The sequence below is a fragment of the Leucobacter manosquensis genome (genome assembly GCF_018304845.1).
Classification (GTDB): domain Bacteria; phylum Actinomycetota; class Actinomycetes; order Actinomycetales; family Microbacteriaceae; genus Leucobacter; species Leucobacter alluvii.
Genome location: NZ_JAFEVO010000001.1, coordinates 1,554,916 through 1,581,880, shown reverse-complemented (window position 1 = coordinate 1,581,880; position 26,965 = coordinate 1,554,916). Strand labels below are relative to the sequence as shown.

General features: G+C 68.7%; 22 protein-coding genes and 1 tRNA gene. 9 read left to right on the top strand and 14 right to left on the bottom strand.

Translation table 11 applies throughout. The features are described 5' to 3' along the window. Window positions 1–13: 13 nt before the first annotated feature. The 8 genes from JSQ98_RS07325 to JSQ98_RS07290 all read right to left on the bottom strand — a co-directional run bounded on the left by JSQ98_RS07325 (window position 14) and on the right by JSQ98_RS07290 (window position 7,407). Window positions 14–721, bottom strand: coding sequence for a response regulator transcription factor (locus JSQ98_RS07325; protein ID WP_211649015.1), 708 nt, complete (start codon window positions 719–721; stop codon window positions 14–16). Continuing rightward, window positions 718–1,911 carry a sensor histidine kinase gene (locus JSQ98_RS07320; protein ID WP_211649013.1) on the bottom strand — a complete coding sequence of 398 codons (1,194 nt, stop codon included), beginning with the start codon at window positions 1,909–1,911 and terminating at the stop codon, window positions 718–720. Before JSQ98_RS07320 ends, JSQ98_RS07325 begins: the two co-directional genes overlap by 4 nt. Next, a complete protein-coding gene (locus JSQ98_RS07315; RefSeq protein WP_211649012.1) occupies window positions 1,908–2,750 on the bottom strand; it encodes an ABC transporter permease in 843 nt (280 codons plus the stop codon). The genes JSQ98_RS07320 and JSQ98_RS07315 overlap by 4 nt, the downstream gene beginning before the upstream one ends. Continuing rightward, window positions 2,747–3,673, bottom strand: coding sequence for an ABC transporter ATP-binding protein (locus JSQ98_RS07310; protein WP_211649011.1), 927 nt, complete (start codon window positions 3,671–3,673; stop codon window positions 2,747–2,749). The genes JSQ98_RS07315 and JSQ98_RS07310 overlap by 4 nt, the downstream gene beginning before the upstream one ends. A gap of 112 nt (window positions 3,674–3,785) precedes the next feature. Then, on the bottom strand, window positions 3,786–5,189 hold the full coding sequence (locus tag JSQ98_RS07305; RefSeq protein ID WP_211649010.1) for an MFS transporter: 1,404 nt from the start codon (window positions 5,187–5,189) through the stop codon (window positions 3,786–3,788). 37 nt (window positions 5,190–5,226) lie between these two features. After that, window positions 5,227–6,237 carry an SRPBCC family protein gene (locus JSQ98_RS07300; protein ID WP_211649009.1) on the bottom strand — a complete coding sequence of 337 codons (1,011 nt, stop codon included), beginning with the start codon at window positions 6,235–6,237 and terminating at the stop codon, window positions 5,227–5,229. Continuing rightward, window positions 6,234–6,479, bottom strand: coding sequence for a hypothetical protein (locus JSQ98_RS07295; RefSeq protein WP_090151554.1), 246 nt, complete (start codon window positions 6,477–6,479; stop codon window positions 6,234–6,236). The genes JSQ98_RS07300 and JSQ98_RS07295 overlap by 4 nt, the downstream gene beginning before the upstream one ends. A gap of 61 nt (window positions 6,480–6,540) precedes the next feature. Then, complete coding sequence (locus JSQ98_RS07290) at window positions 6,541–7,407, bottom strand: cation-transporting ATPase (protein ID WP_211649008.1); 867 nt, start codon at window positions 7,405–7,407, stop codon at window positions 6,541–6,543. 450 nt (window positions 7,408–7,857) lie between these two features. On the opposite strand from JSQ98_RS07290, the gene JSQ98_RS07285 reads away from it, so the two are divergent. Further along, window positions 7,858–8,340, top strand: coding sequence for a DUF3817 domain-containing protein (locus tag JSQ98_RS07285; protein ID WP_090151549.1), 483 nt, complete (start codon window positions 7,858–7,860; stop codon window positions 8,338–8,340). 84 nt (window positions 8,341–8,424) lie between these two features. On the opposite strand, the gene JSQ98_RS07280 is transcribed toward JSQ98_RS07285, so the two are convergent. Continuing rightward, a tRNA-Ser gene (locus JSQ98_RS07280) sits at window positions 8,425–8,515 on the bottom strand. A 10-nt stretch (window positions 8,516–8,525) separates the two neighbouring features. After that, window positions 8,526–11,030 (bottom strand): helix-turn-helix transcriptional regulator, encoded by a 2,505-nt coding sequence (locus tag JSQ98_RS07275; RefSeq protein WP_249290772.1) that lies wholly within the window; start codon window positions 11,028–11,030, stop codon window positions 8,526–8,528. Between the two features lie 442 nt (window positions 11,031–11,472). Between JSQ98_RS07275 and JSQ98_RS07270 the strand changes: the two genes are divergently transcribed. The 3 genes from JSQ98_RS07270 (at window position 11,473) to JSQ98_RS07260 (ending at window position 17,540) form a co-directional block, all read left to right on the top strand. Further along, complete coding sequence (locus tag JSQ98_RS07270) at window positions 11,473–15,414, top strand: choice-of-anchor G family protein (protein WP_211649006.1); 3,942 nt, start codon at window positions 11,473–11,475, stop codon at window positions 15,412–15,414. Window positions 15,415–15,561: 147 nt separating this feature from the next. Then, on the top strand, window positions 15,562–16,380 hold the full coding sequence (locus JSQ98_RS07265; protein ID WP_346728740.1) for a DUF5819 family protein: 819 nt from the start codon (window positions 15,562–15,564) through the stop codon (window positions 16,378–16,380). Beyond that, the gene (locus JSQ98_RS07260) at window positions 16,377–17,540 is read left to right on the top strand and encodes an HTTM domain-containing protein (protein WP_249290771.1); all 1,164 of its coding nucleotides are present in this window, start codon (window positions 16,377–16,379) and stop codon (window positions 17,538–17,540) included. The genes JSQ98_RS07265 and JSQ98_RS07260 overlap by 4 nt, the downstream gene beginning before the upstream one ends. Before the next feature lie 42 nt (window positions 17,541–17,582). Here the strand turns inward: JSQ98_RS07260 and JSQ98_RS07255 are convergent, their stop codons facing one another. Next, window positions 17,583–19,361, bottom strand: coding sequence for a bifunctional 3'-5' exonuclease/DNA polymerase (locus JSQ98_RS07255; protein WP_346728739.1), 1,779 nt, complete (start codon window positions 19,359–19,361; stop codon window positions 17,583–17,585). 117 nt (window positions 19,362–19,478) lie between these two features. Between JSQ98_RS07255 and radA the strand changes: the two genes are divergently transcribed. Further along, window positions 19,479–20,801: a DNA repair protein RadA gene (radA, locus tag JSQ98_RS07250; RefSeq protein ID WP_211649004.1), complete on the top strand. Its 1,323-nt coding sequence runs from the start codon at window positions 19,479–19,481 to the stop codon at window positions 20,799–20,801. Between the two features lie 30 nt (window positions 20,802–20,831). Further along, on the top strand, window positions 20,832–22,376 hold the full coding sequence (mqo, locus tag JSQ98_RS07245; RefSeq protein ID WP_346728738.1) for a malate dehydrogenase (quinone): 1,545 nt from the start codon (window positions 20,832–20,834) through the stop codon (window positions 22,374–22,376). Window positions 22,377–22,470: 94 nt separating this feature from the next. Here the strand turns inward: mqo and JSQ98_RS07240 are convergent, their stop codons facing one another. The 3 genes from JSQ98_RS07240 to JSQ98_RS07230 all read right to left on the bottom strand — a co-directional run bounded on the left by JSQ98_RS07240 (window position 22,471) and on the right by JSQ98_RS07230 (window position 23,936). Beyond that, on the bottom strand, window positions 22,471–23,235 hold the full coding sequence (locus tag JSQ98_RS07240) for an HAD-IIB family hydrolase (protein WP_211649002.1): 765 nt from the start codon (window positions 23,233–23,235) through the stop codon (window positions 22,471–22,473). 64 nt (window positions 23,236–23,299) lie between these two features. After that, window positions 23,300–23,722: a DUF6941 family protein gene (locus JSQ98_RS07235; protein ID WP_090151524.1), complete on the bottom strand. Its 423-nt coding sequence runs from the start codon at window positions 23,720–23,722 to the stop codon at window positions 23,300–23,302. A gap of 76 nt (window positions 23,723–23,798) precedes the next feature. Continuing rightward, the gene (locus JSQ98_RS07230) at window positions 23,799–23,936 is read right to left on the bottom strand and encodes a hypothetical protein (RefSeq protein WP_176698382.1); all 138 of its coding nucleotides are present in this window, start codon (window positions 23,934–23,936) and stop codon (window positions 23,799–23,801) included. A gap of 135 nt (window positions 23,937–24,071) precedes the next feature. Here JSQ98_RS07230 and argF point away from each other — a divergent pair, with 135 nt between their 5' ends. From argF to JSQ98_RS07215, 3 genes are read left to right on the top strand one after another with little or no spacing between them, the layout of a single operon-like run. After that, the gene (gene argF, locus JSQ98_RS07225; protein ID WP_200332558.1) at window positions 24,072–24,995 is read left to right on the top strand and encodes an ornithine carbamoyltransferase; all 924 of its coding nucleotides are present in this window, start codon (window positions 24,072–24,074) and stop codon (window positions 24,993–24,995) included. A gap of 17 nt (window positions 24,996–25,012) precedes the next feature. Further along, window positions 25,013–26,461, top strand: coding sequence for an argininosuccinate lyase (gene argH, locus JSQ98_RS07220; RefSeq protein ID WP_090151515.1), 1,449 nt, complete (start codon window positions 25,013–25,015; stop codon window positions 26,459–26,461). Between the two features lie 7 nt (window positions 26,462–26,468). Continuing rightward, on the top strand, window positions 26,469–26,918 hold the full coding sequence (locus JSQ98_RS07215; protein ID WP_211649000.1) for a hypothetical protein: 450 nt from the start codon (window positions 26,469–26,471) through the stop codon (window positions 26,916–26,918). The last annotated feature ends 47 nt before the right edge of the window (window positions 26,919–26,965 follow it).

Here is a 26,965-nt window from a genome sequence, read left to right as displayed (position 1 = left end):
CAGCGACACCGAGCTACGGCTCGACGCGAACCACGCCGAGTTCGTACGCCCGGATCACCGCGAGAACGCGATTCGGCACCTCGAGCTTCATCAGAATGCGCCCGAAGTGAGCTTTCACCGTCGATTCGGTGACGTGGAGGGCCGCCGCGATCTCTCGGTTGGTCAATCCTCGACCGACGAGTGCGAAGACGTCCCGTTCTCGGTCCGAGAGCGCGTCGAGCTCGCGGGCGCGGGCCGGCGCCTCGTCTCTCGCCAGGTGGGGCACCGCGATCTCGATGAGTTTCGCCGTGACGCGCGGGGAAACGACCGCGTCCCCGGTGACGACCGCGCGCACCGCGGCGATCAACTCGTCCGGGCGCGTGTTCTTCAAGAGGAACCCTGCGGCTCCGGCCTGCAGCGCGCCGAAGGCGTACTCGTCCACGTCGTAGGTCGTGAGCATGAGCACGCGCACCCCGGGATGCGTGGCCGTGATCTCGCGGGTCGCCTCGATGCCGTCGGTCCCCGGCATGCGCACATCCATCAGCACGACGTCGGGGGCGAGCCGCCCGGCCGCCCGAACGGCCTCGGCGCCATCTGCGGCCTCGCCGACGACCTCGATGCCGGGGTGCGCGTCCAAGACGAGTCGGAGCCCGTATCTGACGAGATCCTGGTCGTCGGCGATCAGGAGTCGGATGACGTCGGAGTCTGCCCCCGCGTTCGTGCCCGTGTGCGCTTCGCTCATTGCTCCTCCAGCGAGAGACGAACAGAAACCTGCCAGCCGCCGCCGGCCAGCGCGCCGGAGCGCACCGCGCCGTCGTAGAACATCGCGCGCTCCTGAATGCCGACGAGGCCTCGCCCGTGTCCCACAGCGGCCGGAGCTTCTGCGGAGCGGTCGGTCACCACGATGCGCGCCTCGTGCTCGGTGAACTCGAGGCGAACGCGCACGTCGCGCACGTCTCGCGCGTGGCGCAGCACGTTCGTGAGCGATTCCTGCACGATCCGGTAGACCGTCAGCCCGACAGCCGAGTCCGCTTCGGGCGCCCCCGCCTGCTCGAGTCGCAGGGGAAGGCCGGCGGCGCGAAACTCTTCGATGAGTGCCGGAAGGTGGCGCATGGTGGGCGGCTCCGGCAGCGGCTGCCCTGCTCCTGAGTCGTCGCGAACGGCGGTGAGGAGGCGTTTCACCTCGGACAGGGTGCGTCGGCCGGTCTCCGCGACCCGGCCCATCACACGCCTCGATTCGTCGGGACGCGCGGCCGCGGTGGCTTCGGCTCCGTCGGCGAGCGCGATCATCACCGCCAGACTGTGCGCGATGACATCGTGCATCTCCCGGGCGATGCGCTCCCGTTCGCCGGCCGCTGCGATACTGACGTCCTGCTCCGCCCGTTCCATGATCGCGCGAACCTGCCGATTCCGATGCCCGGCATTGATGCCGAGCAGCGAAGCGATGAGCATTGCGGCGGTGAGGACGATGGCGACACTGAGCCAGTCCGTCGGCCAGCTCTCCCAGTCGACCCGAAGCGCGAGTCCGTGCACCGGCGGGCCGAGGCGCACGCGGAATGCGGTGATCAGCGCACCTGCGCAGGCGACGAGCGCTCCGACACCCAGCGCGGCCCAACCACGACGGCTGCCGAGTTCCGCCCCCGCGCGGTACAGCGCGATCAACGCGAGCGCGATCTCCGCTCCGGATCCCGCGGCACAGGTGAGGAGCAGGAGACACAGGACGACAGCGAATGCGACGATCGGTCGGCGGCGCCAGAGGCAGAGCGTCGCGGTGCCGGCCGCGCACAGCAGCACCAGCGGCCCCGCCGGCGATCTCAGCTCGGACTCGAGCGAGAGGTAGCCGAGTACGGCGGAGATACTCAGGTAGACCACCAGGGCGAGCACGTCGCCGCGGGTGAAGACGCGTGGGGGCCGGTTTCGCTGCGCGCTCATGCGTCCCGTCTGCGCAATGCGATCGCCCCCGCAGTCAGGGCGAGCCCGGCGGAGACGGCGGCGATCACCCACCCTGCTGCTGTGCTGATGTGACCCGACCACAGGTCGAGGAATGGACCGGAGCCATCGCTCACCCGGCTCATCGCGTCACCGGCATTGCCGAGCAGCGCGATGCGGATGAGGCGAGAGAGCAGGCCGTATGGGAGCACCGAGCTCAGCACCGGGATGAGCAGCGTGGCCGCGAACACGATGATGGCGCCAGCGGTGGTGGACCGTACGAGAGCTCCGACGCCGAGCCCGAACAGGCTGCAGAAGCCGAGGTACGCGGCCGAACCGACCAGCGCCGGCGTCACCCCGGGGCCCGTGAGGGGAGCGGCGAGCCCGTGCTCGGCGTAGAACGGGTACGTGGCGGCCCACGTGCCGAGCACGGTGATGAATGCGACTCCGGTGACCGCGGAGCCTGCGACGATCGCCTTCGCCCAGAGCACGCGCAGGCGATCGGGAACCGCGACGAGGGTGAGCTGAATCGTGCCGGAGGAGTACTCGGCGCCGATCATCATGACACCGAGGATACCGGCGATGATCTGCCCGCTGATCACCATGGGCATGGTGACGTCGCCCATCGTCCGTTCGAGTGAAGGGACCGACGGCACGCCCGAGGATTCGAGCGTGGCGGCGAGGAAGAGACTGCCGGTCATCCCAATGAAGAAGATGCCCCCGAGGGTGATCAGGGAGGCGGGGATGCTGAGGAGTTTGATCCATTCCGAGCGGAGGACGCAGGCGAATCCGGGGCGGCGGGTGCGCGCATCCGACCGGTGCGCGGGTGCGGTCAATGTCATGAGTTCGCTCCTGAAGGGCTCGTGGTCGCTCGGTACTCGGTCGCCGCGGCGGTGAGCGCCAGGTACGCATCTTCGAGGGACCCCTCGACGGAGGTCACTTCGTGCAGCACGATGCCCGCCGCAGCAGCAGTGCTGGCGACCTGTTCCGCCGACAGGTGCTCGACATCGATCGCACCGTCGGCGCGAATCGACACGGTGACGCCGGGCGCTGTCAGTGCCGCCATGAGACGTTCGACCTCGTGCGTGCGCACGCGCACGGACGACGGGGTCGCGCCGGTGATGACGTCGCGCATCGAGCCGTCGGCAAGGATCGCGCCGCGGCCGATCACGATGAGATGATCCGCCGTCTGCGCCATCTCGCTCATGAGATGCGACGACAGCAGCACGGTCTTCCCCGCTGCGGCGAGCTGCCTCAGCAAGGCTCGAATCCAGAGGATCCCCTCGGGGTCGAGTCCGTTCGTCGGCTCATCCAGGATGACCGTCTGAGGATCCCCGAGCAGCGCCGCGGCGATACCGAGACGCTGGCCCATGCCTAGTGAGAATCCGCCCACCCGTCGCGTTGCGACCGCATCGATGCCCGTGAGCTCCATGACCTCTCCGACGCGGGCCCGACCGATGCCGTGCGTCGCCGCGATCGAGAGCAGATGCTTGTACGCCGTGCGGCGCCTGTGCGCGGCGCGCGCATCGAGCAGCACGCCGACCTCTCGCAGGGGTGCTGGCAGGTCGCGATACGCGCGGCCGTTGACCTCGGCGATCCCGGCGCTCGGCTGATCCAGCCCCACGATCATGCGCATCGTCGTCGACTTTCCCGCGCCGTTCGGGCCGAGAAAGCCGGTGACCTTTCCCGGTCGCACCGTGAAATCGATCCCGTCGACGGCTGTCTTGTCGCCGTACCGTTTCGTGAGCGTCTGAACTCGAATCATGATGCACCTTTCGCTTGCATCCGACGCTACGGAGAGCCGGGCGCAGGCGCATCGCCCTGGAGTCTGCACATCGCTCCGGCGACCAGTACCTGGGTCTACACGGAATCGGCGGTCAGGAGCGCTGCGCTGCCTCGCTCTCCGCGGCGCTCTCCCGCGGCGGGTTGCGGATGCCGAGGAATGAGACGATCGCTCCGGCGAAGAACAGCACGCCCGTGACGATCGCCGCCGAGTGGAAGCCGCGCAGGTCGAGCTGCCCGCCGACGATCGTCGCGAGGAGTGCGATGACGATGAGTCCGGCGACCCGGGAGATCGCATTGTTGACGGCGGATGCGATGCCGCTGCGCTCGGGGCCGATGGCGCCGAGGATCGCGGCCGTGAGCGGTGCGACCATGATGGAGAGCCCCAAGCCCATGACGACCATCGAGGGCAGCACCTGCCACCAGTAGGAGAAGGGATCCCCGACGAGCAGGAGCAGCAGGGCGCCGGCGCCGAGCAGCAATGGGCCGACGGTCATGAAGAGGCGCGGGCCGTACGTGCCGGCGAGGGCTCCGATCTTGGAGCTCAGGAGCACCATGAGGATGGTGATGGGCAGGCTCGCCAGCCCGGCGAGGGTGGCGGTGAGCGCCGGCCCGTTCGGGTTCTGCAGATACACGCCGATGACGAAGCCGTTGAGCGAGAGCGCCGCGTAGATGAAGAGCGTGGCGAGATTGCCGGTCCAGAAGTTGCGCACGCGGAAGAGCGACAGCGGCAGGATCGGTGAGCTCACCCGCGTCTGCCACCACAGGAAGGCGAGAAGGAGTGCTGTGCCGGCCGAAAGCGGAACCCAGATCACGGGGCTCTCCCAGCCGTGCGCGGGCTCTTCGATGAGGGCCCAGACGGCGAGCCCGAGTCCGATGGCGGCCGCCGCGCCGCCGAGCCAGTCGATGCGCACCCCGCGCTGACGGTCGTCGGTATCGGGCAGCTTCTTCAGCATCCAGAGGGTCAGGCCGATGGGAACGACGTTGATGAGGAATACGAGGCGCCAGGAGAGGTAGTCCGTGAATACGCCGCCGAGGAGAGGCCCCACGATCATCGCGCCCGTCGTGACCGCGGTCCAGGCGCCGATCGCCTGCCCCTGCGCGGCGCCGGAGATGCGGGAGGTGATGAGCGCGAGCGAGCTCGGGAGCAGGAATGCGCCGGCCGCTCCCTGCAGGGCGCGCGCGATGATCATCATCTCGGGGGAGACGGCCAGCCCGACAGCGAGCGAAGCGATACCGAAGCCGATGAGCCCGATGCGCATGATGAAGACGCGTCCGTACGCGTCGGCGATCGATCCGGCGAGGAGCATCAGCGCGCTCAGCGTCACGAGGTACGCGTCGACCACCCACTGCTGCGTGCTGAGACCTCCCCCGAGCTCTTCGGAGATGCGGGGGAGCGCCACGTTGGTGACCGACATGTCGAGCGAGGTCACGAACGAGGCGAGAATCGCGATCGTCGTGACGAGTCGCTGCGGTGCGCTCAGGCGCGTATCGGTCATGTGAGCAGGATACGTCGACCGGGGGTGGTCCGGTGACTCAGCGGAAGACGCGGCTGATGCCGCTGACGAGCTGCGACAGCTGCACCCAGATGATGACGCGGTATGCCGGGCGCAGCACGAACCCGAGCACGCGGTGTCGTCGCGGCCGATCGCCCGCGCGATCCCAGGCGAACGCGATCCTGATTCGTGTTCCGTCAGCCTCCGGTTCGAGGGTGATGTCGATGGTTCTGGAGTTCGCGCGCGGAGCGTCGGGGAACGCCAGGTTCCAGACGACGCGCCGCTCGGGTTCGCGCGCGAGCAGCCCGAGGCGCACTCGTCGGAACGCGGGGGCGACCTTGAGCTCCGTCCCATCGGGGCGGGTGGTGGTCGCGCGAGCGCGCCAGGTTCCGCCCAGGTCATCCGTCGCGCCCTCGGGGCTCGCGGCGACGCTTGCGATCGACGGCTCCCACTCGGGTATGCGGGCAGGATCGGCGAGCAGCGACCACACCTCGGCGGTCGGGGCGGGGATGAAGCCCTCGGTGGTGCCGGCCAGGGGGCTCGATGAGCGCGGACGGCTCTCGGCGTGCTCGTCGATCGATGCCGCGCTGCCGGAGGAAACGAGGTCGTGCTCGATCGCCGCCCGGTTCGCACCGACCTCCTGGACCACCGCCTCGATGAGGCCGCTGGGTTCCGCGAGCAGCTCGGTGAGCACCGCGACCGCGTCCCCGGCATTGCCGCGGGCATTCGCAGCCGTGAAGATGCGCCCCGCGCGGTCGCTCCACGTGTATCCGTCGGTCTCGTGGAAGACGATGCGGCCGGAGTCTGGCTCACCGACGCTCACGCCGAGGCCGGCGAGCTGCGCAGAGTGCTGCGCGGCGACGCCGGCACGAGCGGCTTCGAGGGTGAGGCCGTGACGGCGCAGGACCCGGCCCGCCCGATCTCGGTCGATGGTGAGCGCGAGGAGCAGATGCTCGATGTCGGCGGTGCGCAGTCCGACGCGGGAGGCCTCCTCCATCGCGGCGAGCGAGAGGCGGTGAGAGGTGTCGGCTGACCGAGTGAACTTGCTCATGCGTGCCTCCGGGGGATGACGATTGCGGGATCGATGCGCTTGGCGTATTTCTTGTGCACGGCCTGGCGGGTCACTCCGAGCGCGTCGGCGATCTGCTGCCAGCTCATGCCGGCGAGTAGCCCTGCCTCCACCTGCCGGAGTTCGAGCGTGTCGGCGAGGGCGCGGAGCGAGGTGACCGCGCGCAGTCCTGCGCGCGGATCGCTGAGGTCGGCGGCGCGCGCCGCGATCTGCGAGGATTCCATGGCGTCAACTTACGTTGCTTGTGCGACTCGTGTCAACCCCGGTTGCTTGCCGGTCCCAGGTTCAGCGGTCGAAGAACCCGCGCACGTCAAACCCCGAGATCGCCTCGCCCAGTGATCCGAGCCCGCCCTGCGCAGCGTCGAGTGCGGAGCCTGCCGTATCGCCAGCGCCGGCTACGACATCCTCCACCCCGGGCACCGCATCGCCGAGTCCCGAAAGCGCATCGCCCGCCGCGAAGTCACCCATCATCGCCTCGGGGTCGAGCCCTCCGGCCAGGGCGTCGAAGTCGATGCCAGCACCGGCGGCCTCAGCGAGGAGCGAACCGCCGATCGACGTCGCGATCGCGCCGCCCGCCACGAGTCCGAGCAGGCCGGCAGCACCGGCGCCGGCAGCGAGCGCCCCGCGACCACCGCCGCCGCGTGCGGCGCCCGACGCACCCGAGAGCAAGCGGCGCAGTGATCCCGGGTTGCGTGCTTCGCTCCTCGTCGCGGCACGAGCGAGATCGGCGGGCGCCGTCGAGACGGGGCGCTCGCCTGGCGCGAGGCTGCGGTTGAGGTCCTCCTGCAGCAGTGCTCGCTGCGACGGAGTGAGCTTGGCGAAGGCCTCCGCGTGCACCTGCTCGAGCTGCCCGGGCTCAGCCGTCTCCAGCAGATAGTTGTACCGAGCGATTGCCGCGCGGTCTTGCGGGCTCACCGCAGGCGGTGCAGTGCGGGGCCGGTGCGGATCCGGTCGAACGTCTGCCCCAGGAGCCGTGGGTCGGCTCTGCTGATGGCGCGGTTCTCCCGTCACCGCGTCTGCAGCCCGGTGCACCATCGCGCGCCAATCGGTCGCACCGCGGGACGAACCGCCCTGCTGCGCACCGCGTTCGCCCGCGCCGCGCGAGTCGATCGCCTTCTTCGCCAGGTTGAACATCTTCTTCATATTGCTCATGAGTGGTCCTTTGCCGTGCAGATCGAATGGAGGGGAGGAGCGGGGGAGGCAGGCTTCGCGCTCGCCGCAGCATGCGACGGGGTCACCGGATCCCGCCGACGCGTCGAGGCGCGCACCGAGGGCCGGCCATTGCCGGCGGGGGTGCGGCGAAGATGGGCGCGGCGTGGTGTGCGGCGTTGCCGAAGGCGGCAGATTGCATGAGAGCGCTCCAAGGGGTGACGTGGGACATCGTCAAGGTCTCCTCCACTGCAAGCAGCTGGCGGTCCGGGATGACACTGATCATCCGTATTGACGAACCCACCACGCGGGAGTACTCCCCTTGGTGCTCACCAACATAGCCGCTGCAGGCCCAGCCCGGCTGGGAAGTGCACCGATCGGGCTCCCGTATGCTCGATGCAGCGCATGGAAAGCCCCGCATCTGCGTGGGCGGAATGATGGAGGCCCAGCCACATGAGTAGTCACACGCACGCACTGCGCGCCAGTCCTCGAGGGCTCTTCCGGGCATTCGCGATCGCTGAGGCCTTCACGTGGGCGGGGCTGATCGCGGCACTCATTCTGCGTGCAACGGACACCGCCGATATCGTCTCCGTTGCGGGCGGCCTCCACGGTTTCGTGTTCCTGTGCTACGGCGTGACGACGGTCTTCGTGTGGGTGAATCAACGATGGCGTTTCGCCCTGGGTGCGACGGGACTGCTGCTCGCGATCGTGCCGTTCGCGACCGTACCGTTCGAAATGATGATCGATCGGAAGGGCCTGCTGAACGGCACCTGGCGGCTCGCGCCCGGCGGCGAGAATCCGCGGAGTTTTCCTGAGCATGTGCAGGCTTGGATTCTGCGCCATGTGATGCTCTCGATCGTCGTGCTGGTCGTGCTCGTCGCGGTGCTGTTCATCACCCTGCTCTGGCTCGGCCCGCCGATTCCGAAGGGCGAGTGACGTCAGCTCCGGTCAGTGCGGACGTCGTCCCGACGCGGAATCGGTCCCAACGAAAAGACCCCCTCACGCAGGAGGGGGTCTTACTGGCGGTGACGGTGGGATTTGAACCCACGGTAGGGGGTTACCCTACACAACTTTTCGAGAGTTGCACCTTCGGCCGCTCGGACACGTCACCGCTAACGAGATTAGCGCATGGAATCGATGAGACGCGAATCGAGGCGCTGCCTCCGCAGGTCTGGCCGTTCTCGCTCCTCGCCGGGCACCTGCGCCTGGCGCACGAGTGCGGCGAGTTCGCCCCGGTCCCCGGCACTGAGCTTCGCCCGGGCGTGGGCGATGTGCGACTCCACGGTCCGCACGCTGCACCGCAGCCGTGACGCGATCGCCTTGTTGCTGAGACCCTCTGCGACGAGGCGTGCCGTCGCCGACTCGCGAGGTGTGAGTCGCACGTGCTCGCTCGCCGGGAGCAGGTCGACTCGGAACCAGGGATCGACGCGTCGGGCCGCCGCCTCGAGTTCCGCGAGCTTCGTGTCGCATCGGTTGACGCTTCCGGTCGCCCGCCGACGCATGAAGATGCGCTTGGCGGCGCGAAGCGCGAAGGCGGCCGGGGCCCAGAAGCCGGCTTCCGTCAGCGCATCCGCGCACTGCAGCAGCGCCACGGGGTGCTGCTCGTTCGCCGCCTGGACGTGGGCACGGGCCAGTTTCGCGATGTCGAGGGCACGTGATGCGTCGAGCGGCGATTCGTGCAGATGGTCGTAGCGGCGAACGCGGGAGCCGATGCGATCCAGGCGCCCGCTGAAATAGGCGAGCACCTGCGTGGGGAAGTCATCCACGATGTCCTCGCCGTTCCCGTCGAGGTCGACGTGACCGGTCGCTGTGCGGAGGATGGCGCTCCCGGTATCGCGGATCAGTGCTGTGAGGCGCACCGGGAGGAATCGCGGGAGTCGAGCCTCGAAGAGTTCCCATTCGCGCAGCGCTCGAGCCATATCGCCCGACGCGATCGCCTGCCCGACAGCGCCGAGGTGGCCGAGCCAGACCCGGTGCCGCGTCGACGCCGGCAGCGATTCCGTCAACGAGTAGAGTGCGACGTCGCTCCCGTCGGTGTCGCCGAGGTAGAGCGCGAGCATCGCCTCGGTGACGATCGCGGCGGAGAGCAGATCGCGCAGCTCTGGCGGGCTCGATACGGCGATGTCGGTGACTCGGGCGATGCGCTCAGTGCATGTTGCAGGATCACTCGGGCGCCTGCCGCGCTTGATGTTCTCCAGATCAATGAGCTGACCGGCGAGGAGTGCCACTTCTCGCGCCGGATGCGTCGTCGCGATGCGGTGCAGCGCTTCGGTGTCGGACCCGACGGGGCCGGTCTCGTTCCATCGAGCGAAGACGAATCGCGCGTCGCGTTCTGACGCTCCGGTGTCGGCGCCGAGGAGCGTCTCGGTGCGCGCCTGCTGCGGAATGGGCGATTCCGCCGAGATCTGGCTCGTCAGGGCGATGGCGGCGATGCGCTGCGATGCCGTGCCGGAAGCGTGTTCGGGAACCGCATTGAGGCTTCGCAGGCCGGCCAGAGCGCCGTGCATGACCGTGGCGGCTCTCGCGCGGTCGAGCGGGTCGAGCGTGGCGCCGAAGCCCGCGCCGCGCACGAGCAGGTCCCGGCACTCGGTTCCTGCGCCGAAGCTCAGGGCGTCGAGCGCGACTCGGCGGAACAGGTCTGCTCGCGCCGGGTCGAGCTGCTGATGGATCTCGCCTCCGTCGGTGATCGTCGTGCAGAAATGCGCTTCGCGATCGGAGAGCGGGACACCGAGGGACTCCTGCAGCAACAGGGTGCGAGCCGCGCGCTGCTCGGCGGAGGCCACGATGTCGGCTTTCGTGCGCACTCGCATGCCCGCCGCGAAAAGCTCGGGGACGCCGTACGTGGTCGGGTCGGTCGGGGTCTGAATCAGAACGCCGTGCGCCACGAGGGATGCGACGGCAGCGCTGCCGACGAGGTCTTCATGACCGAAGAGGGTGCGCGGCTCGAGCTGCGCGAGCGTGGTCGCTGCAGCGATTTCCGCGTCGGTGAGTGATCTCTGGGCCAGTGCGTGGGCGAACTCGAGCGTCGGGATACCCGATTCGCTGATCTGGGTCGGTGCCAACCGAGGCCAGGGTGTGGCGATCACCGCGCCCTGCGCAGCGAGTCGGATCACCTCGATGAGCCACGCAGGGCGACCCCAGGACATGCTGTGCAGCGCGGCGAGCACGCTGGAGTCGAGCGGAGTCGTCGCCACCTCGACCGCGATCTGCAGCGTTTCAGGCAGCGTGAGCGGGTTCAGGTGCACGTAGCGGGTGACGGGCGCGTCATCGTGCTCGGGGGTCAGCAGCTTCGCCCATTCTGCCGCACGGTGCTCGTCGTCAGTCGAGAGGTCGGCGGCCACCGCGCAGAGCACGGGGGCGCCGTTTCGGATCCGGTCGATGAGCGAAAGGATGAGCTCTGGTGCGGCGTGCTCTGCATCATCGACGAGCACGACGTGACCCGGGGCCTCGTGCTCGACGCTCTCGCGTGCTTGCGTCTCGCGTGCGCTGCACCTGAGTACCGGTCGTCCTGCGGCCTGCAGCGCGCTCGCAACGGCGCGCATGATGTGCGAACGTCCGCTCCCGTGCCCGCCGGCCAGCACGACGGTGCCCGGGGTGCTGAGCTCGTCGACGAGGTGCGCGACCATGACGCTTCGCACCTTGCCTCGTTGCACGTGACGCATCACATTGTCCCCCTGAAAGACGAGCCACCCCCGTGGGCGCCGAGTATTCGCTCAGCACAAACATCTTCTGGGAACACCATAGCCGATGAATAGTCCTGTGGTGAGGGGCTGACATCATGCGAACCGGGCATGCGTCTCAGTAGTGATCAACTGCATCTCAGTATCAAGCGAAGACGCTCTCAGGGACGTCCACATCCCGTTACAGCGCCACGCGAAGTCGTAGCTTCAGGGAATACACATAAATAGCCTCGGCGGAGGGGGACGGACTCTGTCCGCTCCCGGATCTCGCAGTGACGCGGAACATACGTCAGAACGGAAGAGGGGGCCTCCCGTGGGGTACAGAGAAGATCAGCGGAGGAGAAGGTTCGGCAGAGCCACTCGTCCCATAGCAGTGGGTTTGGCGGCGGTGACTGCGCTCGCCTCGGCTTCGGCCTTCGGTATGACCGCCGCGGCGGCAGACGTGCAGGCGCCGAGCGCAGAGGCAGAATCGGCCGGCCACGGGCACGGTCTGTGGATCGACGGGCTCGGGCTGGACGTCGCGAGCACCGCCTCGACCTCGACGGAGTTCCCCGACGTGCCGGGACCGGCCACGAACGGTCTGGATCTCGATCTCCTCCAGTCGGCGACGGTGAACGCGAATGGCATCAATCTCCCGCTGCTGAGCGATGGCACCAACGGCGGCCTCCTCGCACTGGGTGATCTCGGGGCGCTCTCGAGCTTCTCGACCTCGCCCTCGGCGACCTCCTCCATCGCATCCTCGGGCATCATCACCGAAGAGGGCGCGATCGATCTCGGGCCGGTGAACGACCCCGATAGTTTTGCTCCGGCCCAGCTCGACGCGAGCGCGCTCGTGCGCCAGGTGCTCGGCGATGCCGTCGCCGACGAACTGCTCAACGAGGCCACCCTGAGCGTCGGCGCACTCGCATCCCGAGTCGAAGCTGAGAACGGCGCGGCGACATCGGAGTACTCACTCTCCGGCCTCGATCTCGAGCTCTCGAGCCCGGCCGTCGGCGGACTCGTCGACGATGTCGACGCACTCGCCGGGGGCCTGCTCGTTGACGTCGAAGCTCTGCTCGCCGAGGGCGGGACGGTGAACACCCTGGTCTCCGATCTGGTCGACACCATCGACGCCCTGCCTCTCGCAAGCGCATCGCTCAACGGGCTCGGCCTCGACACCACGGAGCTGACCACTGAGCTTCGGGCGCAGCTTCTGCAGACGCCGCTCGAGAACTCCGAGGGCAGTGTGTCGGTCGACCTCAGCGACGGCACGATCACCGTCGCTCTCGACGAGCTCGCGGTGAGCGGGCAGCCGGGCGAGAGCTTGAGCAGCCTCGCGCCGAACACGGATGTGCTCAGCGGGCCGACGGTCAATGCGATTCTCGACGGCGTGAGCGATGCACTGCTCGGCGACGGTCCGAACTCGCTGGTGACGAAGGCCGTGACACTGATCACTGAGGGCGTGTACGGCGTCGGCGTCACCGCTGATCTCGAGATCGGACTGGGCCTGGACCTGGGCCTGACTACGATCGATGTCGCAGGTGGGTCGGTTCTCATCGAAGGAACGCTCGGCGGCATCTTGGGCCAGGAGGGGTACGATCCGTTGGCGATCAACGCCTCTGACGTGACCTTGCTGCCCGGGCTCCCCGTACCGGTCGATCTCGGCGACGTGCTCCAGCCGGTCTTGGACCTGATCACGCCGGTGGTTTCGAGCATCGGCGCGGCGATCCTCCCCGTCGTAACGACGGCGGTCGCAGACATCCAGCCGTCGCTCGTCGAACTCCTCAACCCGATCGTGACCGAGCTGCTCGACGATGCGCTCGAGCCGGTGCTCACCGAGGTGCTGGCGATCACGATCAACCAGCAGCCGGAGACGAGCGATCTGGGAGCGGACGGTCTCACCGTGCGCGCCCTCAGTCTCACGCTGCTCCCGCTGCTCGGCGACAATTCCGTGAACGTGCAGCTCGGCTCCGCCTCCGCGTTCGCGGAAGCGGCAGCCGCGACGCTCGCCGCATCACCGAATCCGGTCGTGCAGGGCGGCGTCGTCACGCTGACCGGCACCGGCTTCACCGAAGATGAGGATGTCACTGTGACGTTCCCCGACGGGACCACTGAAGTCGTCGTCGCTGGTGCCGGTGGATCGGTCACCGCGACGTGGGATGTGCCCGAAGATTACGCCCCCGGAACCGTGAACTTCTCGGCTGCGGGCGGCACGAGCGGGCTGACCGCGACGGCGTCCACTCAAGTCGTCGCGGCCTCCGCAGCGACCCTCGATGCGGCCCCCGATCCGGTCGAGCAGGGCGGCACCGTGACCCTCACCGGCGGAGGCTACGAAGACGGCGAAGACGTCTCGATCACGCTTCCCGACGGCGTCATCACGACGGTCACCGCTGAAGACGATGGAACCTTTACGACCACGTGGGCAGTTCCCGCGAACTTCCCGGTGGGCGCTGCGAACTTCTCCGCCACGGGTGTCACGAGCGAACTGACCGCCGCGGCGAGCGTTCAGGTCGAGGCAGCAGCAGCGGCGTTGCTCGAAGCGTCACCCAACCCGGTGGCGCAGGGAGGCACCGTGACCCTCGCGGGAGGCGGCTTCGAAGGCTCGGAAGGCGTGCTCATCGAACTTCCCGACGGAACGACGACCACGGTGACCGCGAATGAAGACGGCGCGTTCTCCACGACCTGGGTCGTGCCGGACGACTTCGCCGAGGGCGACGCGACCTTCACCGCGACCGGCCTGCTGAGCGAACGAACGGCTACTGCGACGACAGAGGTTGTTGCGGCGGTCGAGGCCACACTCGATGCCAGCCCGAACCCTGTGCTGCAGGGCGGCACGGTCACGCTGACGGGCGGCGGATTCGCCTCCGGCGAAGACGTCACGGTGACCCTGCCCGACGGCACGACGCGAGTGGTACCGGCCGAGCTGGACGGTTCGATCAGCACGACGTGGGAGGTGCCGTCCGATTTCGCGACGGGCACCGCGACGTTCACCGCTCTGGGTGAGGAGAGCGGAGCCACGGCGACCGCGACGACGGAGGTCGAGGCGGCTCCGGTGGCGACGCTCGAAGCGACACCGAACCCGGTGGAGCAGGGCGGCACGGTCACGCTGACCGGAGGTGGGTTCACCGACGGTGAGAATGTGACCGTGGTGTTCCCCGATGGCACCGAGGAGATCGTCGTGGCCGGTGAAGACGGCTCGATCACCACGACCTGGGAGGTCCCGGCGGACTTCGAGCCGGGCGAAGCGACCTTCACCGCAACGGGTGAGACCAGCGAGCTGACCGCGACCGCGACCACGGTCGTCGAGGCGGCGGCGGATGCCGATGTGAATGCGAACGCTTCGGCCTCGGCTTCGGCTTCGGCTGATGCGGCGGCTGACGACGATGCCTCGGCATCGGCTCAGGCGGCGGCACAGGCTGCGGCGAACGCCGATAACACGAGCGACGCTTCGGCGGCTGCTGATGTGACGGCGAACGCGGCGGCTGAGGTTGCGGCGACGGCGGATGCGTCGTCGGAGGCGTCGGCTGAGACGAACGCGGCGGCTTCGGCTGCGGCGACGGCGAGTGCCGATTCGACGGCGGATTCCGCGTCGGATGCTGATGCGTCGGCGGCGGCTTCGGCTGCGGCGAACGCTGATGCGTCGTCGGCTGCTGATGCGGCTTCTGAGGCGGCTGCTGAGGCGACGTCCTCGGCGGATGCATCGTCCGCGGCATCGGCCGACGCGAACGGCGATGCCGACGGTGCTGAGCTGACGCTCTCCGACCCGGCCGACCGCACGGTGACGGAGGGTGAGGACGCGGTATTCACCGTCGAGGTGCTCTCCGGCACAGCGACCTCGATCGTCTGGGAGGAGTACACCCCGGTGACGCCGTCCGACGCGGCGACGGAGGGCCTCCAGCCCCTCGCGGTGGGAGCCTGGTCCCCGACGGACGAGGTGGTGTCGCAGGACGGCAGCACCCTCACCGTGGAAGACGCCGAGCTCGTGGAGAACGGCACGCTCTTCCGGGCGGTCGCCACGGATGGCACGACGACGGTCACGAGTGACGCTGCAGAGCTGACGGTGCTCGCGGCCGGAGCCGCCGACGCCGATAGCAGCGCGGGCGGAGCGGCCGACGCCGGTGGAGCGGCCGACGCCGGTGGCACGTCCACGGCGAGCGGGTCCTCCAGCGCGAGCGGGTCATCCTCCGCCAGCGCCTCGGGTTCGAGCAACGCCTCAGGTGGTGCGAAGTACCTGAGCAACACGGGCGGTGAGAGCCAGTTCGGTCTCGGCATCGCCGGGCTGCTGCTGGTGCTGGCCGGTGCCGGTATCGCGGTGACGGTTCGCCGTCGCAACGCGGCACGACACACCTAAGCGGTACTCATGAAGGCGTGCGGTCGGGGAAGCCCGGCCGCACGCCTTCGTCATTGACACGCGCGACCCGCGGGTGCCGCGGCGGTTCTCTCAGTGATAGGTTCGCCAAGACTGCCCGCACTCCCTTCCGGCAAGACAGGAGCAGGTGTGATCCCTGAATCGACGCAACCGAGCGCGCGACCCGCGGTGAAGCTGTGGGTCCGGCTCGTGGCCTGGGCGGCAGTGCTGCTCGCCGCCTGGCACATCCTCGCATCGTTCTTATGGATCGCGCCGTACTCGGCGAACGCTCGAGAGGTGATCCCGGGGAACGCGCTGAGCTCGTACATGCTGCCCATGTTCGGTCAATCCTGGAGCGTCTTCGCGCCCGAACCGGTGAACGGCGACTATCACTTCAACGTGCGCGCCACGGTGGAGAACGACTCGGGAGAGCGCACCGAGACGGGCTGGGTCAGCGCGACAGACGTGGAGCTCTCGATGATCCGCTACAACCTCACTCCGCCGCGGGCGGGCATTCAGTCGACGGAAGTCGCGTCGAGCTTCAAGAAGTCGTTCGACGCGCTCACTGAAGTGCAGCGCACCACCGCCGCGGGCGACTTCATGACCGCGGAATGGGAGGTCGGGTTGCGTGCCGCGCTCGAGAACGGAGCGAAGAACTCCGGGCTCGATCCTGCAGCGATCGAGAAGAATGCTGGAGCAGTCGATCAGTTCATGGCCGACGAGCGTCGCTCGACCGCCTACGCGACGCAGGTGGCGAAAGCCGTCTGGGGCGACGAGGTCGTGTCGGTGCAGTACCGCGTGAGTCGCCAGAACATCATCCCGTTCGCCGAACGCCACAACCCCGAGGCGAAGCGTCCCGAACCCTCGGTCGTGCTGCCCGGATGGCGACCGCTGGTCGTGGAAGAGGGACAGAACGAGGGCAACTTCGCCGACGTGTTCCGGCCGCAGTTCGAGAGGATCTCAGAATGACCGACCAGCGCCCCGCTCCCGCCGGCCGGTTCGGCGCATTCCTCGGCAGCCTGATCGCTGCGGTCTGGTCGGCCGTCGCACTGACCGTCGGTCGCGCCTTCGACTTCGTCGAGCACTGGTTGTTCACGGGCAAGAAGTCGCTCTACGGGCTCGCCGTCACGCGCATCGTCTTCGGATGCACCGCGCTCGGCCTGCTCGCCGCGAACTTCGGCACGCGCCTCTACACATTCGGCTCCGGATCGGCATGGAACGGAGAACTCGCGCAGCCGGTCAGCGATTTCCCGAAGGTATGGATCTTCAGCGCGTTCCACGCCGTCGCCGGCAGCGACGTCGCGTTCACGCTCCTGTACCTCTTCCTCGGGGCGCTCGCCGTGCTCTTCCTGCTCGGCTGGCGATTCCGGATCGTGCTGCCCCTGTTCTTCGTACTGTGGATCAGCTTCATCGAGATGAACGACATGGTGGGCGATCAGGGCGACAACATGTTCCGCATCGCGCTCATCCTCATGTTCTTCGCGGATCCCGCGGCCCGGTGGTCGCTCGACGCCCGACGGCGCGCGAAGCAGGAGTGGTTCCCCGCTGGATCTTCGGGAAATCAGATCGGCACGGTGCTCCACAATCTCTCACTCGTCGCGCTCACCGCCCAGGTCACGTTCGTGTACGCGTCAGGCGGGCTGTACAAGGCCCAGGGCGCGCCGTGGGCCGAGGGATACGCGGTCTACAACCCGCTGCAGACCATGCGGTTCGGCACGTGGCCGATTCTGAGCGACATCGTGACGGCGTGGGGGCCGGCCGTCGCGATCGGCACCTGGGGATCGATTCTGCTGCAGGTCGCATTCCTGTTGATGCTGCTGTCGCGGCCGACGCGCTTGTTCGCCCTCTTCGGGATCCTGAGCTTCCACATCGCGATCGGGGTGCTGATGGGCCTGCCGTGGTTCTCGCTCACGATGATCGCGATCGATTCGATCTTCATCCGCGATCGGAGCTGGAAGCACCTCAGCGATGCGGTGTCGCGGCGCTGGAGACAGCACATGCGCGGTGATGCGGGGTCGTCGACTCGGGAAGCTGGGCGGTCGGCCGCTTCCGATCGAGCTGAGTCCGCGGAGAGCTCCGAGCTGCCCCCGCAGAAGCGGGCCGGCCGGAAGGTGGCCGCGCCGGGATAGGTCGGTGCGGTGGCGACGGCGCGTCTGCAAGCGGGAGCGGTGCTACTCCTTCGCGGCTCGCTCGGCGATGCGCAGATCAAGCGGAAACTCGACGGCGCTATCGCCGAACAGCAGCAGACCCGCTGCACGCGCCGATTCGCGCACGGCCGCTGCGACGGCGTCGGCGTGGGCGACGGGCGCGTGCACGATCACCTCGTCGTGCAGGAAGAACGCGAGGTGGGGGCGTCGACTGAAGATCGGCCCCGAAGCCCGAGCGGCCTGAGACACCTCAACGGGCGCGAAGGCGGCGAGCCTCTGTCGAAGATCGGCGATCCAGCACAGCGCCCACTCAGCGGCTGTTCCCTGGACGACGAAGTTGCGGGTGAACCGACCGCGATCCCGTGCGGCGCGGCGGGCAGCGGCCTCGTCCCGCCCGGTCGCATCCGGCATGCTCGCGCTCGACTGCACGTGCTCCCACTCCTGGCCTGGCGCCTGGGTGCTGCGGCCGAGCCACGTCGACACCCGCCCTCCGCGCGCGCCCTCCGCAGCAGCCTCGTCGACCAGATCCATCGCGGCCGGGTAGGCGCGGCGCAGTCGCGGAACCAGGCGTCCGCTCTCTCCGGTCGTCGCCCCGTACATGGCGCCGAGCATCGCGAGTTTCGCCTCCTGCCGCGTCGCTACGGCGCCGCTCTCGACGATTCCGGCGTAGAGATCCTTCCCCGCGCCGGCCTCGGTCATGGCGCGATCTCCTGCCATGGCGGCGAGTACCCGAGGCTCCAGCTGAGCGACGTCTGCGGAGACGAGGGTCCACCCCGGGTCGGCGCGGAGCGCCGGACGCAACTGGCGCGGGATCTGCAGGGCGCCGCCCCCGCTCGACGCCCAGCGGCCGGTCACCACGCCTCCGGGAACGTAGACGGGCCGGTACCGGCCATCACGCACCCACTCGTCGAGCCAGGCCCATCCGTTGGCGGTCAGCAGTCGCGCGAGCTTCTTGTAGTGGAGCAGCGGTGCGATCGCAGGGTGCTCGTGCTGCGCGAGCTCCCACTGGGAGGTTGAGTCGACCTCGATTCCCGCCGCCCGGAGCACCCGCAGCAGTCGAGGGGGCGAGTCGAGCGGGGCGTCGGGGCTCCCGAGTTCGCGTCGCACCATCGCTCCCACCTCGAGCATGCGCGCCGGTTTCGCATCGGGAGCGGGCCGGGGGCCGAGCGCCTCGGAGAGGACTCGGTCGTGCTCGTCGACGTCCCAGGGGACACCGGCCGCCGACAGCTCTGCGGCGATGAGGGCCCCCGCCGATTCTGCGGCGAGGAGCAGGCCGAGCCGCCCGGGCTCGCGCGCGCTGGCGAGCGCCGACCGCTGTCGGTCGAATTCGTCGAGCGCCTCCGCCAGGCCGTCGGGCACCCCGCGGGACCGTCGTGGTTCGGCGACCACGTCGAACAGGGTCGGTGGCGCATCGGCCGGCGGCGCGACCGGGGCGGTCTCGGCCTCGGGCGGCGCGTTCCACTCCGGTGCGCCCCGCAGCTGCGCCGGCTCTCCCACGGAGCCTGCGTGACGCAGAATCTGATGGCAGAGTCGGAGATCGTGGCATCGTTCGACGCGCACTCCGGCAGCGAGGAGCGGCGCGTACTGGCGAGCCGTGTCGTGCCAGACCCAGCGCAGCGACGCCGCCCGTTCGCGCTGCTCGACGAAGTCGGCGAGCCGATCCAATGCGATCGAGACCGCGGCCGAACGGGCGCCATCGGGCGCGAGCTCGACCGCGCCCCAGCCACCGCGCGCGTCGCGACCGATGACGCACCAGCGGGCGGCGGTGCCATCGGCGGAGGATGCAGTGGCGAGTTCGGGCACGTTCTCACCGTAGTGCCGACCGCCGACAGTCGCCCCGGATGCTCTCGGGGCCGGCCCAGCGACTCGGCGCGGGAGTCCCGCTGCCGCGATGTCCGTGGCCGCCAGTAGGCTCGCAGCATGGCGAAATCAAGCGGCGGATACACCTGCACCGAGTGCGGGTGGCAGACCTCGAAGTGGGTCGGGCGGTGCGGTGAATGCCAGCAGTGGGGCACCGTTGCCGAACAAGCTCGCGCCGGAGCATCGCTCGCGCGCACCACGCGTGCGGCCGCGCCCGCGGCCGGCCGGGAAGCGCGTCCCATCACCGAGCTGCAGGGCGATGCCGTGCGGCACCGGCAGACGGGAATCGGCGAACTCGACCGCGTGCTCGGCGGCGGGGTCGTGCCGGGCGCGGCGATTCTCTTCTCGGGGGAGCCGGGGGTCGGCAAGTCGACGTTGCTGCTCGATGCCGCGGCGCGCGCCGCATCGTCTGGAGCGCGCGTGCTCTACGCGAGCGGGGAGGAATCGACGGGGCAGATCCGCATGCGCGCCGAGCGCACCGGGGCGATGCACGACACGCTGTACCTCGCGAGCGAGACGGATCTCGCGACCGTGCTCGGCCACATCGAGACCGTGGATCCCGCGCTCGTCATCGTCGACTCCGTGCAGACGATGGCGAGCGATCAGGTCGACGGCGGGGCCGGCGGCCCGGCTCAGGTGCGCGAGGTCGCGGCCGCGCTCATCAGAACGGCGAAAGAACGCGGAACACCGGTGATCCTCGTCGGGCACGTGACCAAGGACGGGTCGGTGGCCGGCCCGCGCCTGCTCGAGCACCTCGTCGACGTGGTGTGCCATTTCGAGGGTGACCGGCACACGTCATTGCGGTTTCTGCGCACGCTGAAGAACCGCTACGGTCCGACCGACGAGGTCGGCTGCTTCGAGATGACGGATCGCGGCATCTCCGAGGTGCCAGACCCGAGCGGCCTGTTCCTGAGCCGCCCGGGGGCTCCGGTGAGCGGCACATGCGCGACCGTCGCGATGGAGGGTCGACGCGCGCTGCCGGTCGAGGTGCAGGCGCTCGTCGCCAAGAGCGCGACCCCCAACCCCCGCCGAGTGACGAGCGGCGTCGATCAGTCGCGCGTCGCCATGATCCTCGCGGTGCTCGAGCGGAGATTCGGTGCGCGTCTGCACGACCAGGACGTCTACGTATCGACGGTCGGCGGGGTGAAGCTCGCCGAGCCCGCAGCCGATCTCGCGATCGCGCTCGCGGTGCTCTCTGCGATCGCCGACCACCCGCTCCCGCATGATCTGGCGGCTTTCGGCGAGATCAGCCTCGCCGGCGAGGTGCGGCCCGTCGCGAGCGGAGCACAGCGCTCGTCGGAGGCCGCCCGGCTGGGGTACGTGCGGGTCGTCGACGCGTCAGTGGAAACCCTGGATCGCGCGAGGCGCAAAGCTGGGTTCTAGGGTCATCAGAGGGAGCTAGACTTGCACATCGTGAGCAACAACACCGTAGACGTCGTCCTCATCGGTGGCGGCGTAATGAGCGCCACGCTGGGTACGCTGATCAAGCAGGTCCAGCCCGATTGGTCTATCGAGATCTTCGAGTCCCGCACCGAGGTCGCGACCGAGAGCAGCAACGCGTGGAACAACGCGGGCACCGGTCACGCCGCCCTCTGCGAGCTCAACTACATGCCGGAGGGCAAGGACGGGAGCCTGTCGGCGGCGAAGGCCATCGACATCAACGAGCAGTTCCAGCTCTCCCGTCAGTTCTGGTCGTCACTCGTGGAGCGCGGGATCCTCGGAGAACCCTCCTCGTTCATCAATGCGACCCCGCACATGACGTTCGTGCGCGGGGCCGAGAACGTCGACTACCTCCGACGCCGCTGGGAGCTGCTGCGCACCGAGCCGCTCTTCTCCGACATGGAGTTCAGCGAGGACCCGGAGCAGATCGCGGAGTGGACGCCCCTGCTGGTCGACCGCCGTTCGAAGGACGAGGTCTTCGCTGCGACGCGTTCTGAGAGCGGAACCGATGTCGACTTCGGCGCTGTAACCCGGCAGCTCATCTCGCACCTCGTCTCAGAGGGGGCCGGGCTGAGCCTCGGGGCAGAAGTGCGCAAGCTCCGCCGGCTCGACGACGGCACCTGGGACGTGTACGTGCGCAACCGCTCCGGCTATACCACGACGATCGTGAACGCGAAGTTCGTCTTCGTCGGAGCCGGCGGCGGGGCGCTCTCGCTGCTGCAGTCCTCCGGCATCCCCGAGATCAAGGGCTTCGGCGGCTTCCCGATCAGCGGCAAGTTCCTGAAGACCAGCAACCCCGAGATCGTGCGCGCGCATCAGGCCAAGGTCTACGGGAAAGCCGCGGTCGGCGCACCGCCCATGTCGGTTCCGCACCTCGACACGCGCGTCGTGGACGGCGAGGAGAGCCTGCTCTTCGGGCCGTACGCCGGGTTCAGCCCGAACTTCCTCAAGAAGGGCTCGTGGTGGGATCTCCCCGGATCCATCCGGCCGCACAATCTCGGACCGATGCTCAAGGTCGGACTCACCGAATTCGCTCTCGAGAAGTACCTGCTCGGCGAGCTCCTCGCGAGCCGTGAGAAGCAGATGGAGACGCTTCGGGAGTACATGCCGACCGCGCGCACCGAGGACTGGGAGATGATCGAGGCCGGTCAGCGCGTCCAGGTCATGAAGAACGACCCCGAGAAGGGTGGCATCCTGCAATTCGGCACGGAGGTGATCACCGGCGGCGACGGAACGATCTCCGGCCTGCTCGGCGCATCGCCCGGCGCATCGACGGCGGTCTACGCGATGCTCGGCGTGCTGCGCAAGTGCTTCCCCGAGCAGTTCACGAGCACCTGGGAGTCCGTGTTCACCGAGCACATCCCGGCGCTCAAGACGGGCGGCCTGAACCACGACCCCGAGATCGCTGCGGCATCGCTCGCTCACACCTCTCAGGTCTTGGGCCTCGTGCCGGCGCCCGCAGAGCACGTGACCGAGCAGGAAGCGGCCTCGACCGAGCAGGCGGCAGTGCGGTCCTGACCGTCCCGTCAGCGGTGCAGAGCGTCGCCCAGCTCGGCGTCGCCCAGCTCGGCGTCGCCCAGCTCGGCGTCGCCCAGCTCGGCGTCGCCCAGTGCTAATCGGCGATGAGAGCTTCGACGAACTCCGCCGTCTCGGCCCAGCCCGTGACCGCATGGCATGAGACGCCGAGCGCGAGCACCGGGTAGTCGTTGCCGTCCTCGTCGAGCCGATCGCCGACGAACAGCATGTCGCTGAGCGGGACCCCCGTGTATTCGACGAGCCTCTGCATGCCGTAGGCCTTATCGATCCCGCGACGCGTGATGTCGACCGAGGTGGAGCCACCGCTGCGCACCTCGAGGCCGGGCAGGCGGACCGCGACTGCGGCGCGGAGGGCGCTCTTCTTCACCCCCGTCGGGTCCCAGGCGTGCTTGACCTCCACCGGGGCGCGCTGGCCCAGAGCGGAGAAGGTGATCTGGGATCCGCGATCCTCCAAGACGTCCCCCCACGATTCCCGCTCCCAGAGGCCCAGACGCTCGGCCTCCTCGCGGAGGGCGGTCAACGCGTCGTTGCGCTCCTGCTCAGTGAGCTCCTCCTGATACACCGTCACCCACTGACCGCGCTCGCGCCGCTCATACCTCGTGCCGCAGGTCGGAAGCAGGTGCAGCCGCCCGAGCATCTCCTCGGTCACGCTCGCCACCCCGTCGAGTTGCGTCACCAGCTGAGACTCGAACTGCTGGAAGTTGCCCCCCGAGATCACCGCGACGCTCGTGCGTTCGAGCAGCCGGGCGAACACCGCGAGCATGCGGGGGTCGAGCGGGGACTTCGACGGTGCGAGGGTGTCGTCGAGATCGAAGGCGATGATGCGCGGGAGTTGAGTCACGTGAAGATTCTTCCACGTCGCGCCGCGCAGACGGCTCACCGGAAGCTCACGGCTCAGGAGACGGCTATTCGTCGTCCAGCGACGGCAGCGACGTCGCGTTCGCGTAGAAGCGCACGTCCACGCGTTCGAGCCCGGTGCCCTCGAACACGATGCGGTAGCTGCCAGGCGACGGCACCCGCGCCTCGTTCAGCGGGAAGACCATCGGGATGTACCCGAAACTGTCATTGCCGCCCCCGAGGCTGAACGTGCCCTCCACGTTGAAGAGTTCAGCACCGCCGACAGCGGGCTCGCATCGGGCGCGGAAAGAGCGATCCGGATCCCCGCGACGCGCCTCGTTCTCGTCGTACTCGACGACCACGACGAGGGTCGCCCCGAGCATCGCCGGGTACTCCTCGCGGTTGATCGTGTTGATGAAGCCGGAGAGAACGCCGAGGGTTCCCTCACGAACGTTCGCCGCATCCGCGAGAAAGGCCGCTGCGACACGCATATGCGTCTCCTCTTCTACCTCGCGCTCACCGCGCGAAGTTGCTCAGCGCGGACCGCCCAGCGCGATCGGCGCGATGCTAGTGCTGCCCGGAGAAATCGATCGGCGACTCTCCGGTCACCGCGGAGACGACGACGAGCGCCAGTGTCGCCGCAGCCGTACCGACGAACACGACGCAGTAGAACAGTGCGACGGCGTCGAAGATCTTGTTGAACATCGTGGGCCTCTCTGGGTGGCAGCAGGTCGGATTCAGCCTACCGTGGACGGAGACGCGAGGAGACCCCCGCCCGGAGCGAATCGGCGTCGAGCGGCTCGTCTCGCGCAGCGCCGGTGCGCGTCTAGACTGAACCGGGTGACCCGACATTTTCTCCGAGACGACGATCTGAGCCCCGCCGAGCAGCGCGAAGTCCTCGAACTCGCCGCGCGACTCAAGCGAGAGCCGTTCTCGGAGCGTCCGCTGGAGGGACCGCGGTCCGTGTCCGTCTTCTTCGACAAGACGTCCACGCGCACCCGCTTCAGCTTCGCGGCGGGCATCGCCGAGCTCGGCGGATCGCCCATCATCGTGAACCCGGGTGAGGCGCAGCTCGGCGTGAAGGAATCGATCGGCGACACCGCGAAGGTGCTCTCGCGGATGGTGTCGCTCATCGTGTGGCGCACATTCGACCACCGCGGACTGGAGGAGATGGCGGCCGACGCGAGCGTTCCGGTCATCAACTCGCTCTCCGACGACTTCCACCCGTGCCAGATCCTCGCCGATCTGCAGACCATTCAGGAGCGGAAGGGCGACCTCGCCGGTCTCACCGCGACGTACCTCGGGGATGCCGCGAACAATATGGGGCACTCCTATCTGCTCGGATTCGCGACCGCGGGCATGCATATCCGGATCGCGGGGCCGGAGGGTCACCATCCGCGTCCCGACATCGTCGCCGACGCCGAACGGATCGCCGCTCAGACAGGCGGAAGCGTGGAGATCTTCACCGACCCGGCGCGTGCCGTCTCGGGCGCTGACGCCGTGATCACCGACACGTGGGTGTCGATGGGCCAAGAAGCCGAGAAGGCCGAGCGCATCGAGACCTTCGGCCCGTATCGCGTCACCCCCGAACTCATGGCGGATGCCGCGAGCGATGCGATCTTCTTGCACTGCCTTCCCGCCTACCGGGAGTACGAGGTCGCGCCCGAAGTGATCGACGGAGGGCAGAGCGTGGTCTGGGATGAAGCGGAGAATCGTCTACACGCCCAGAAGGCACTCATGACCTGGTTGCTGGCGCAGGCGTAAGACGGAGAGAAGCAGAGATGACGAACGAACACGAGCAGTCCGCCCCGACCGAGACCGCAGGCAATCGCGCCGGTGAGAGCGGCGCCCTCTGGGGCGGGCGCTTCGCGAGCGGCCCCGCGCCGGCGCTCGCAGCCCTGTCGAAGTCGACGCAGTTCGACTGGATCCTCGCTCCCTACGACATCCGCGGTTCGAAGGCGCACGCGACTGCGCTCGCCGCAGCCGGGTATTTGAGCGAAGACGAGCTCGCCGAGATGCGAGCCGCGCTCGACGAGCTCGCAGCTCGCGTCGCGGACGGCCGCGCCGTTCCCGCCGCAGACGACGAAGACGTGCACTCCGCGCTTGAGCGACTGCTCATCGAGATCACGGGCGTGCAGCTCGGAGGCAAGCTCCGCGCCGGACGCAGCCGCAACGACCAGATCGCGACCCTGGTGCGTCTGTACCTCCTCGATCATGCCGCTGTGATCCGCGGCATGCTGCTCGACCTGCTCGACGCCATCGCAGACCAGGCGGCGGCGCACCCCGACGCGATCCTGCCCGGCCGCACCCATCTGCAGCACGCTCAGCCAGTACTGCTGGCCCACCAGCTCGCGGCGCACGCCTGGCCGATCGTCCGCAACCTGGAGCGTCTCCGGGACTGGGCGTCCCGCGCCAGCGCCTCGCCCTACGGCGGCGGCGCCCTCGCCGGCTCCTCGCTCGGCCTCGACCCGCGGCTCGTCGCGACCGAACTCGGACTCGGCGATCCGCTCGAGAACTCGATCGACGGCACCGCGGCTCGCGACGTGGTCGCCGAGTTCGCCTTCATCACCGCGCAGATCGGCATCGACCTCTCCAGGCTCTCCGAAGAGATCATCCTCTGGAACACCAAGGAGTTCGGGTTCGTTCGCCTGCACGACGGCTATTCGACCGGCTCCAGCATCATGCCGCAGAAGAAGAACCCCGACATCGCCGAGCTGGCTCGCGGAAAGTCCGGGCGTCTGATCGGAAACCTGACCGGCCTCCTCGCGACGCTGAAGGGGCTGCCGCTCGCGTACAACCGCGATCTGCAGGAGGACAAGGAACCGGTCTTCGACTCGATCGGCCAGCTCGAGGTACTGCTCCCCGCGTTCACCGGCATGGTGGCGACGCTCACGTTCGACACGAAGCGGATGGCCGAGCTCGCCCCGCAGGGGTTCTCATTGGCCACCGACGTCGCCGAGTGGCTCGTGAAGCAAGGCGTGATCTTCCGTGACGCGCACGAGATCTCCGGTGAACTCGTGCGTCACTGCGAGGAGCGGGGCATCGAGCTCCACGAACCGAGCGATGCCGAACTCGCGTCGATCTCGGCGCACCTCACTCCGGCAGTGCGGGAGGTGCTCACCATCGAGGGCTCTGTGAACTCGCGCGTGGGGGCCGGCGGCACCGCTCGCGTTCGCGTCGACGAGCAGCTCGCCCGGCTCGCCGAGCGGATCGCTGAGTTCCGGGCCTGAGCGTCCGATGAGTGCGAGAGCGCCGCGCAACCCGCTAGCGGTCGTCGGTCTCTCGGTCGCATTCTTCGGCGTGCTCGCGATCGTGATGGCCGCCGTGGCGATCTCGAGCGACGATCCAACGGGGTGGGGGTTTGCCGCGGTGAGCGCGGGCTTCGCGATCATGGGCGGCGCGGTCTTCACAATGGGTCCCGCCGATGCGCGAGGCAAGCGCTCCCCGGGCCCGGCGGGTTGGGTGCTGCTCCTCGTCGGGGCCGCCGTCATGTCGGTGGGGCCCGTGGCGCTGCACGCCGCCGGAACCGGCTGGGGCGAAGCGCTCGGCAGCGGCCGCAGGTCGGGATCCCTGTGGGTTCTGGCGATCCTGATCTGGGGTGGTGCGCTCACGATTGTCGCAGCCGCTGTGCGCAGCGCAGTCCGCGCTGTGCAGAGCAGGCGCGGTCGAGGCCGCCGTCACGAGTGATTCCCGCGCGCTCTCCCCGGGAGGAATAACGGCTTCGGTGAGGCGAA

What these genes read in the sequence shown, in the direction of transcription:
- JSQ98_RS07295 (WP_090151554.1), bottom strand. Translation starts at nt 6,479, where the DNA reads ATGGAATCCTCGCAGATCGCGGCGCGCGCCGCCGACCTCAGCGATCCG.
- JSQ98_RS07275 (WP_249290772.1), bottom strand. Translation starts at nt 11,030, where the DNA reads ATGGTCGCGCACCTCGTCGACGAGCTCAGCACCCCGGGCACCGTCGTG.
- JSQ98_RS07320 (WP_211649013.1), bottom strand. Translation starts at nt 1,911, where the DNA reads ATGAGCGCGCAGCGAAACCGGCCCCCACGCGTCTTCACCCGCGGCGAC.
- JSQ98_RS07290 (WP_211649008.1), bottom strand. Translation starts at nt 7,407, where the DNA reads ATGAGCAATATGAAGAAGATGTTCAACCTGGCGAAGAAGGCGATCGAC.
- JSQ98_RS07260 (WP_249290771.1), top strand. Translation starts at nt 16,377, where the DNA reads ATGACCGACCAGCGCCCCGCTCCCGCCGGCCGGTTCGGCGCATTCCTC.
- JSQ98_RS07310 (WP_211649011.1), bottom strand. Translation starts at nt 3,673, where the DNA reads ATGATTCGAGTTCAGACGCTCACGAAACGGTACGGCGACAAGACAGCC.
- JSQ98_RS07325 (WP_211649015.1), bottom strand. Translation starts at nt 721, where the DNA reads ATGAGCGAAGCGCACACGGGCACGAACGCGGGGGCAGACTCCGACGTC.
- JSQ98_RS07315 (WP_211649012.1), bottom strand. Translation starts at nt 2,750, where the DNA reads ATGACATTGACCGCACCCGCGCACCGGTCGGATGCGCGCACCCGCCGC.
- JSQ98_RS07285 (WP_090151549.1), top strand. Translation starts at nt 7,858, where the DNA reads ATGAGTAGTCACACGCACGCACTGCGCGCCAGTCCTCGAGGGCTCTTC.
- radA (WP_211649004.1), top strand. Translation starts at nt 19,479, where the DNA reads ATGGCGAAATCAAGCGGCGGATACACCTGCACCGAGTGCGGGTGGCAG.
- JSQ98_RS07215 (WP_211649000.1), top strand. Translation starts at nt 26,469, where the DNA reads ATGAGTGCGAGAGCGCCGCGCAACCCGCTAGCGGTCGTCGGTCTCTCG.
- JSQ98_RS07305 (WP_211649010.1), bottom strand. Translation starts at nt 5,189, where the DNA reads ATGACCGATACGCGCCTGAGCGCACCGCAGCGACTCGTCACGACGATC.
- argH (WP_090151515.1), top strand. Translation starts at nt 25,013, where the DNA reads ATGACGAACGAACACGAGCAGTCCGCCCCGACCGAGACCGCAGGCAAT.
- JSQ98_RS07230 (WP_176698382.1), bottom strand. Translation starts at nt 23,936, where the DNA reads ATGTTCAACAAGATCTTCGACGCCGTCGCACTGTTCTACTGCGTCGTG.
- JSQ98_RS07300 (WP_211649009.1), bottom strand. Translation starts at nt 6,237, where the DNA reads ATGAGCAAGTTCACTCGGTCAGCCGACACCTCTCACCGCCTCTCGCTC.
- JSQ98_RS07235 (WP_090151524.1), bottom strand. Translation starts at nt 23,722, where the DNA reads ATGCGTGTCGCAGCGGCCTTTCTCGCGGATGCGGCGAACGTTCGTGAG.